The organism is Sciscionella sediminilitoris (assembly GCF_000737195.2).
Taxonomy (GTDB): domain Bacteria; phylum Actinomycetota; class Actinomycetes; order Mycobacteriales; family Pseudonocardiaceae; genus Sciscionella; species Sciscionella sediminilitoris.
Genome location: NZ_JALM01000031.1, coordinates 52,454 through 58,492, shown reverse-complemented (window position 1 = coordinate 58,492; position 6,039 = coordinate 52,454). Strand labels below are relative to the sequence as shown.

Annotated in this window: 7 protein-coding genes; 4 read left to right on the top strand and 3 right to left on the bottom strand. The window is 69.3% G+C overall.

Going from position 1 to position 6,039, the window contains the following annotated elements; all coding sequences use genetic code 11:
• Together AD72_RS14705 and AD72_RS14700 are read left to right on the top strand one after the other, a co-directional pair.
• Nucleotides 1-1,196: HNH endonuclease signature motif containing protein (locus AD72_RS14705; RefSeq protein WP_231644838.1), on the top strand; the 1,196-nt coding region annotated here is incomplete at its 5' end.
• A complete protein-coding gene (locus AD72_RS14700) occupies nucleotides 1,166-2,026 on the top strand; it encodes a TIGR03621 family F420-dependent LLM class oxidoreductase (protein ID WP_031467067.1) in 861 nt (286 codons plus the stop codon). The genes AD72_RS14705 and AD72_RS14700, both read left to right, overlap by 31 nt.
• Before the next feature lie 10 nt (nucleotides 2,027-2,036).
• On the opposite strand, the gene AD72_RS14695 is transcribed toward AD72_RS14700, so the two are convergent.
• Complete coding sequence (locus AD72_RS14695; protein WP_031467066.1) at nucleotides 2,037-3,239, bottom strand: isochorismate synthase; 1,203 nt, start codon at nucleotides 3,237-3,239, stop codon at nucleotides 2,037-2,039.
• Nucleotides 3,240-3,388: 149 nt separating this feature from the next.
• Here AD72_RS14695 and AD72_RS14690 point away from each other — a divergent pair, with 149 nt between their 5' ends.
• The gene (locus AD72_RS14690; RefSeq protein ID WP_197284973.1) at nucleotides 3,389-3,910 is read left to right on the top strand and encodes a DUF3592 domain-containing protein; all 522 of its coding nucleotides are present in this window, start codon (nucleotides 3,389-3,391) and stop codon (nucleotides 3,908-3,910) included.
• Here the strand turns inward: AD72_RS14690 and AD72_RS14685 are convergent.
• Together AD72_RS14685 and AD72_RS37940 are read right to left on the bottom strand one after the other, a co-directional pair.
• A complete protein-coding gene (locus AD72_RS14685; RefSeq protein ID WP_031467064.1) occupies nucleotides 3,842-4,645 on the bottom strand; it encodes an inositol monophosphatase family protein in 804 nt (267 codons plus the stop codon). The genes AD72_RS14690 and AD72_RS14685 overlap by 69 nt on opposite strands.
• Before the next feature lie 56 nt (nucleotides 4,646-4,701).
• Nucleotides 4,702-4,827: a hypothetical protein gene (locus tag AD72_RS37940; RefSeq protein ID WP_255357155.1), complete on the bottom strand. Its 126-nt coding sequence runs from the start codon at nucleotides 4,825-4,827 to the stop codon at nucleotides 4,702-4,704.
• A gap of 117 nt (nucleotides 4,828-4,944) precedes the next feature.
• On the opposite strand from AD72_RS37940, the gene AD72_RS14680 reads away from it, so the two are divergent.
• Entirely contained in the window at nucleotides 4,945-6,036 is a 1,092-nt protein-coding gene (locus AD72_RS14680; RefSeq protein ID WP_197284972.1) for a glycosyltransferase family 4 protein, read from the top strand.
• Nucleotides 6,037-6,039: the final 3 nt, after the last annotated feature.

Sequence of the window (6,039 nt, the reverse complement as noted above, 5' to 3'; positions counted from 1 at the left end):
GGCTCAGCGAGCAGGCCGTGATGGTGCGGCGCGCGGAGGCGGAGATGCTGGGTCTTGTTGCGCTGCTTGACAAACACGGTGCTGCGGTGGAGTTCGGGTATCGGGGTTCGCCCGCGCGGATGGTCGAGGATGTGGCACGGGTCGGTTTGGCCGAGGCGCGCCGGATCGCCGAGCGTGCGCGGGCATTGTTCGGTTCGCTAGGGATCAGCGGTGAACCGTTGCCGCCGGATCTGCCGAATACCGCGGAAGCCTATGCACGTGGCGAGGTCGGTGCTGAGCATGTGGATCGGATCCGCAAGTTCGTCGCCGAACTGCCCGCCGATGTGTTGACCGGAGAATCCTGGCCGATCGCGGAAAAGTGTCTGGCCACGATTGCTACCGAGACCGGGCCGCGTGGGTTGAGTCGTCCGATCCGGGAACTACATGCGCGCCTCGATCCGGATGGGCAGGAACCCAATGATCATGAACCCGTGCGGCCGTGCCGAGAGATCTGGTTGCAGCAGCGCAACAGTGATTGGCTCATCGAAGGACACCTGGACAACGAGACTGGGTTGAAGCTGCGCAGTGTCCTTGATGTGCTGGGCAAGAACCGCAGCCCGGAAGGTCGACACCCGAGTGAACGGGACGCGGACGTGTTCGCCGAGATCGTCCAGCTCGCGGCGAATCCGGAGAGTCTTCCCGAATCAGGCGGTGAACCGTTCACCATCATGGTCACCATGACCGAACAAGCCCTGCGCGACGGTATCGGCCAGGCCACCACCATGGACGGCACCACCATCCCCGCCCAGCAGCTCAGGCGCATCGCTTGCGACGCGGGAATCATCCCCACCGTGCTCGGTAGCGAGGGCGAAGTGCTCGACATGGGATGCCGGGATCGCACCGCACCACCGAAACTCCGCCGCAGACTCATCGCCCGCGACAAGGGTTGTGCCCACCCCGACTGCGACAAACCACCAAGCCTCACCCAAGCCCACCATATCCAGCACCACGCCAACGGCGGACTCACCACCGAAGAAAACATGGTGCTGCTCTGCGCCTACCACCACACCCTGATCCACAACACCGAATGGCAAGTCCACATCCACCACGGCAAACCCGCATTCACCCCACCCGAATACCGACGATCACCGCTCCGATCCGTTGGGGCACAGCACAAGGAGAACCCATGTCCGACCGCCCTTTCCGTTTCGGTGTGAACCTGGGCATCTGCGAGTCGCGCGCGAAGTGGCAGGACAAAGCCCGGCATGCGGAAAGCCTCGGCTACGACGTGCTCGCGGTGCCCGACCACCTGGGCTTGCCTGCCCCGTTTCCCGCGCTGGCCACGGCCGCGGAGGTCACCACGGCACGGTTGGGCACGTACGTGCTGAACATCTGCTTCTACCGGCCCGCGCTGCTCGCCAGGGAGGTTGCCACCACCGATCTGCTCGCCGACGGACGCCTCGAACTCGGCCTCGGCGCGGGCTACGTCAAGGAGGAATTCGAGGCCGCAGGACTCCCCTTCGTCAGCGGTGGTGAACGCCTGAACCAGTTACGGGACACCGTGACCGAAATGCGCGGCCTGTTCGCCGATGGTCACCGGCCCCCGGCGGTACAGCAACCGATGCCACCGATCATGGTCGCCGGATCCGGCCCCCGGATGCTGCGGTACGCCGCCGAACACGCCGAGATCGTCGGTATCGCGTTCTCCTTTCCCCAGGACGAGAACGACACGGGGCACACCCGGCTGGCCGAACAGGCGGAACTCGTGCGCACCACCGCAACCGCCCTGGCGACCGATCCCGAACTGAACCTGCTCGTGCTGGGCGTCTACCCGGACGTGTCGACCGCCGACCTGTCCTTCCCACGTCAGCTCGCCCCCGACCTGTCCGAGGAGCAGATCCGGACACTGCCCGGTCTGCTCGGCGGCAGTCCGGCGACGATCGCGGACACCCTGCGCGAGTACCGGGAACGCTACGGGCTGACGTACTTCACCGTGCCCGAATTCCACATGGAGGCCTTCGCCGAGGTCATCGCGCGGCTGCGGTGAACCGCAGAACTCAACCCTCGAGCGCGGAGCGGACCGGACGGAACTTGGCCGCCGCCTCGGCCGCCTCGTTCTCCGGCTCCGAATCCGCGACGATGCCGCCGCCCGCGTACAACCGCGCGGTGGAACCGGAGAGCTGGGCGCAACGCAGCGCGATACCGAACTCTCCGTCCCCGTGCGCATCGAGCCAGCCGACCGGGCCCGCGTACCGGCCACGGTCCATGCCCTCGAGTTCCGCGATCGCGCGCACCGCGGCCGCGGTCGGGGTGCCGCCGACCGCCGCGGTCGGGTGCACCTTCGCGGTCAGCTCGAGCAGCGAGGTCTCCGCCCGCAGCGTGCCGCGCACCTCGGTGGCCAGGTGCGCGACATTGGGCAGGCGAAGCACCGAGGGGCCGTCCGGCACATCGAGCCGGGAACAGTAGGGCTCCAGGCAGGCGACGAGGGATTCGATGCCGTAGCGGTGTTCGCCGAGGTTCTTCGCGGAGGCGAGCAGTTCGCTGGCGAGCTGATCGAAATCGGTGACCCCGGCACGCGGCCACACCGTCCCGGCGAGCAACCGCGCGGAAACGACCTCCCCGGTACGGCGCAGCAGCAGTTCCGGGGTCGCCCCGATCAGCCCGTCCACCGCATAGGTCCAGCAGGTGGGGTAGTTCGTGGCGAGCCTGCCGAGCAGGCTGCGCTCGTCCAGCGGATCGTCGGCGTGCGCGAGCAGATCGTGCGCGAGCACCACCTTGTCCAGCTCGCCGGCACGGATCCGTTGCACCGCAAGCTGAACCGCCTTCTTGTACCCCTCGACGGTGAGCCGGCCGTCCGCATAGCGCACCCCGGCGGGCGCACGGACCGGTTCGGTGCCGAACTCCCCCGGCTCGCCGACCGTGGTCATCCAGCTCACCCCGTCGCGGCGCCCGAAAAGCACCTTCGGCACCACGAGCACCGAATCGCCGGGATCATCGGCGAACGCGAAACTGGCGAAGGCGACCGGACCGGTTCCCGGGAGGCCGAGCTCATCGCGGACCTCGAGGCCCTCGGTGAACTCCGCGAACCGCTCCCTGGCCGCGGCGAAGCGGTGTTCCCCGGATGGGCGGAACCGGGCCGCGACTCCCCAGCCGACCAGGCCGTCCCCGCCGCGCACCCAGGCGCAACCCCCATGCGCCGCGGGCAACAGATCGAGCAGGGCGCCGGGGTCGGCGACGGGGCGCGTGGTCACGGTCAACACGAACGCACGGTACCCTGCGGCGATGGCGGGCGGACGGGTCACGAAGGCGACAAGTGAGTGAGGACACGAGTGAGCGCCAGCGAACGAGGCCCGCAGCGAGCGCAGGAGCCGAGCGTCGGTTCCGTGGCGACAAGTGAGTGAGGACACGAGTGAGCGCCAGCGAACGGGCGATACCGGCCTGGTTCCGCCGTGTCGACCGGGCCAGGGCCGCCAAGATCACCGCGCGGGTACTGCTCGTGCTCGCCATCGCGTTCTCCGCGCTGACCGTGCTCACCTTCTTCGCCGCGATGCGCGATGACTACTCCATCGGCAAACGAACCGGTAAGGCCGATGCGGATGTGCTCAGCGTCAGCTACCGGCGCACGATCATCCGGTTCACCACCCCCGATGGCCAGGTGCATGTCCCGGTGACCGGGGTGCTCTATCCGCGCAGGCTCGAACCGGGCAACCGGGTGCGGGTGGAATACGACAAGGTGAACCCCGAACTGGTGCGGGTGGCTGGCCGGGACTGGCGGCTCGCTTTGTTACCCACCGGCACCACGCTGCTGGTGACCTGGGTGATCGCCGGACCCGGCGTGTGGCTGCTGCGCCGGACGCGACCCTCAGCCGAGCCGGGCGCGCAACCACCAGCCGAGGATCTGGTCGGTGACTCCGGGCGCCGCGACGAGTAACCCGTCCGCGGGCAGCGCGATGCTGGCCCCGGACGGGTCGAGTACTTCGGCACCCGCTTCGGCGGCGAGCGCGAGCGCGGCGGCGACCTCGGCCCGCTGGTATCCGTGCAGCACAGTGGCCGCCGCGTGGCCGAGCGCGACCTCGGTGACCGCGAGCGCCGCCGAACCCAGCACCCGCACGCGCGCGTGCGCCCGGGCGGCGAACCCGCAGAACGCGGTCATCCCCGGCCACTCCTGACCGGAGAGCAGTTCGGTGCACACGATGGTGCCCGCGGCATCGGCCCGGTCGGCGAGGGTGAAGGCGACCCCGTTGGCCCGTGCCCCGCGACCGCGCGCGGCAGCGTAGATCTGTGCCCGGTAGGGATCGGCGACCACACCGACCACCGGACCGTCCGCGTCGAGCAGCGCGAGGCTGTAGGCGCACCACGGCAGCCCGGCCAGATAGTTGGCGGTGCCGTCGACCGCGGCGAGTTCCCAGCGCACCGCGTCCCGGATGGGGGCGTCCGCGGTGGCGACCGGGATCCCGGGGAACTCCGCGGCCAGCACCCTGCGGGTGTGCCGTTCCAGGGTGCGGCCGGTGTCGGTGACCCAGTCGAACGGCGGGCTCGCCCCGCGTCCGGCGGTCGCGGTGATGACATCGGTCGCATCGTTGGCGAGCCGTCCGGCGATCTCGAGCGCGCGCGAGACGACCACCTGATCTGCGGGCCGCGCTGGCAGGACGGACATGCCGTTCATGGTGCGCGCGCACGGTGTCGGCCAACCGACCGGAAAGTAAACCGGCCGCGAAAGTTTCAGCGCACCGCCGCGAGGACGGTCCCTGCGGCCGGGGCCTGCGCGTGGGCCGGTCCGGCGATCAGCGAGGCGGCGAGCGCAGCGATGGCGAACGCGGCGAAAAGCGATCTGCGCAGTTTCGTCATGATTGCCTCCCTTCAACCCCTTGGACGCATCGGACCGCGCTTCGGTTCTGTGTTTCGTCCCCAGCCGAAACACCCGCTCTTAGCAAGTTCACATCGCCGTAGGTCATAGTGGAAGTCGTGCGCATCGCGATCGTTTCCGAGAGTTTCCTCCCGCACGTGAACGGGGTGACGAACTCGGTCAAGCGCATCACCCGGTACCTGCATCGGCGCGGGGACGAGGTGTTGATCATCGCCCCGGACGACGGCCCGGTCAGCTACGACGGTGCACGGGTGGTGCGGGTGCCCGCGGTGGATTTTCCGCTGATCGATTCGCTCCCGGTCGGCTGGCCGACCATGCGGATGCACCGTTTGCTGCACGATTTCGCGCCCGATGTGGTGCACCTGGCCTCGCCGTTCTTCCTCGGCTGGCGGGCCGCCTCGGTGGCGCGCCGCCTGGATATCCCGGTGCTGGCGGTGTACCAGACGGACGTCGCGGGCTATGCCCCGATGTACAACCTCGGTTTCCTGACCAGGCCCGCCTGGGGGTGGATCCGCAAGACGCACCGGCTGGCCGCGCGCACCCTCGCCCCGTCCACGGTCACCGCGCGCACCCTCCGGGAGAACGGGGTGCCGCGGGTGCAGCTGTGGCCCCGCGGGGTCGACCAGGAGACCTTCCATCCGCGGCGGCGCAGTGCCGAACTGCGCGCCCGGCTCGCCCCGGACGGGGAACTGCTCGTCGGCTTCGTCGGCCGCCTGGCCAGGGAGAAGGCCGCGCACCGGCTGGCCCCGCTCGCCGGGCTGCCCGGCGTTCGGCTGGTGCTCATCGGTGACGGGCCGGACCGCGCGAAGCTGGAGCGCCAGCTGCCCGATGCGGTGTTCCTCGGCCAGCTCACCGGTGCCGAACTGGCAACGGCGTACGCGAGCCTGGATGTGTTCGTGCACACCGGTATCCACGAGACCTTCTGCCAGACCGTGCAGGAAGCGCTCGCCTCCGGGGTGCCCGCGATCGCCCCGGACATCGGCGGGCCGCGCGATCTGATCGAGCACGGGGTCACCGGGTATCTGCTCGATGACGAGGAATTCGCCAGCCAGCTGCCCAAGGTGGTGCACGAGCTCAGCGACGCACGGGTGCGCGCTGGATTCGCCGAACGGGCCCGCGCTTCGGTGCGCCCCCGGACCTGGGATGCGGTGTGCGCGCGCCTCGTCGAGCACTACACGGAGATCACATGACCA

Excerpts from the sequence above, each read along its gene's own strand:
- AD72_RS14685 (WP_031467064.1), bottom strand. The coding sequence starts at position 4,645 with ATGAACGGCATGTCCGTCCTGCCAGCGCGGCCCGCAGATCAGGTGGTC.
- AD72_RS14700 (WP_031467067.1), top strand. The coding sequence starts at position 1,166 with ATGTCCGACCGCCCTTTCCGTTTCGGTGTGAACCTGGGCATCTGCGAG.
- AD72_RS37940 (WP_255357155.1), bottom strand. The coding sequence starts at position 4,827 with ATGACGAAACTGCGCAGATCGCTTTTCGCCGCGTTCGCCATCGCTGCG.